Source organism: Desulforhabdus sp. TSK (assembly GCF_022836495.1).
Classification (GTDB): domain Bacteria; phylum Desulfobacterota; class Syntrophobacteria; order Syntrophobacterales; family Syntrophobacteraceae; genus Desulforhabdus.
Genome location: NZ_BQXM01000110.1, coordinates 1 through 646 on the forward strand (window position 1 = coordinate 1; position 646 = coordinate 646).

Genomic DNA, 646 nt, shown 5'->3' on the forward strand with positions numbered 1-646 from the left:
GGGATGCGGATCTCGCTGACCGGAGTCTTGGACTTCGCGTCCTCGGAGCTGCGGAAGTGGTTGAAGGAGTAGGCACCGATGGCCGCGCCCTCAGCGATGGCGGAGACCTGCTCGGCGCTGGAGGCGGGCAGGGCCAGGGCGACGGAGTCGGCGCTGCTGAGCTGACGGACGGCCGAGCCGGCGGCACGGCGCAGAGCCTCCAGGGAGACGCCGCCGGTGGGCTCGCCGGTGAGCGGACCCACTCCGATCAGCACCAGGGTCTCGGACTTGAAGCCGTCCACGCCGGGAAGCCGCAGCAGCTGGTCGGCGGCGCCGGAGGCACCCAGGGCCTGCAGCGAGTCGGCCACGCTCTTGTCGGCCTTGTCGGCCAGGGGGTTCGGAAGGAGGATCGGGCCCTCGGGGCCCTTGGCCACGCCGAGGACCAGAGCATCGGCGTCGGTCTTCTCCACGGAGCCGGAGACGGCGGTCAGTGCGGGCTGGAAGTCGTTGATCACGTCTGTCCTGTCTGATCCCCACCACGGGGACCGAATCGGTCGAACCTCTTTATCCGTGTCGATCCTATCCAGAATCATCTGCACCGGGGAATGCCGCGCTCGGGCCCTGTGTTGTGACCCGGACAGACGCACCGGCAGGGCTGTGCGGAGAG

General features: G+C 69.3%; 1 protein-coding gene. It reads right to left on the minus strand.

Features of this window, described 5'->3' with window-relative positions:
* On the minus strand, positions 1-494 hold a 494-nt coding region (locus MWC30_RS21720; protein ID WP_244086290.1), incomplete at its 3' end, for a M17 family peptidase N-terminal domain-containing protein.
* Positions 495-646 lie beyond the last annotated feature (152 nt).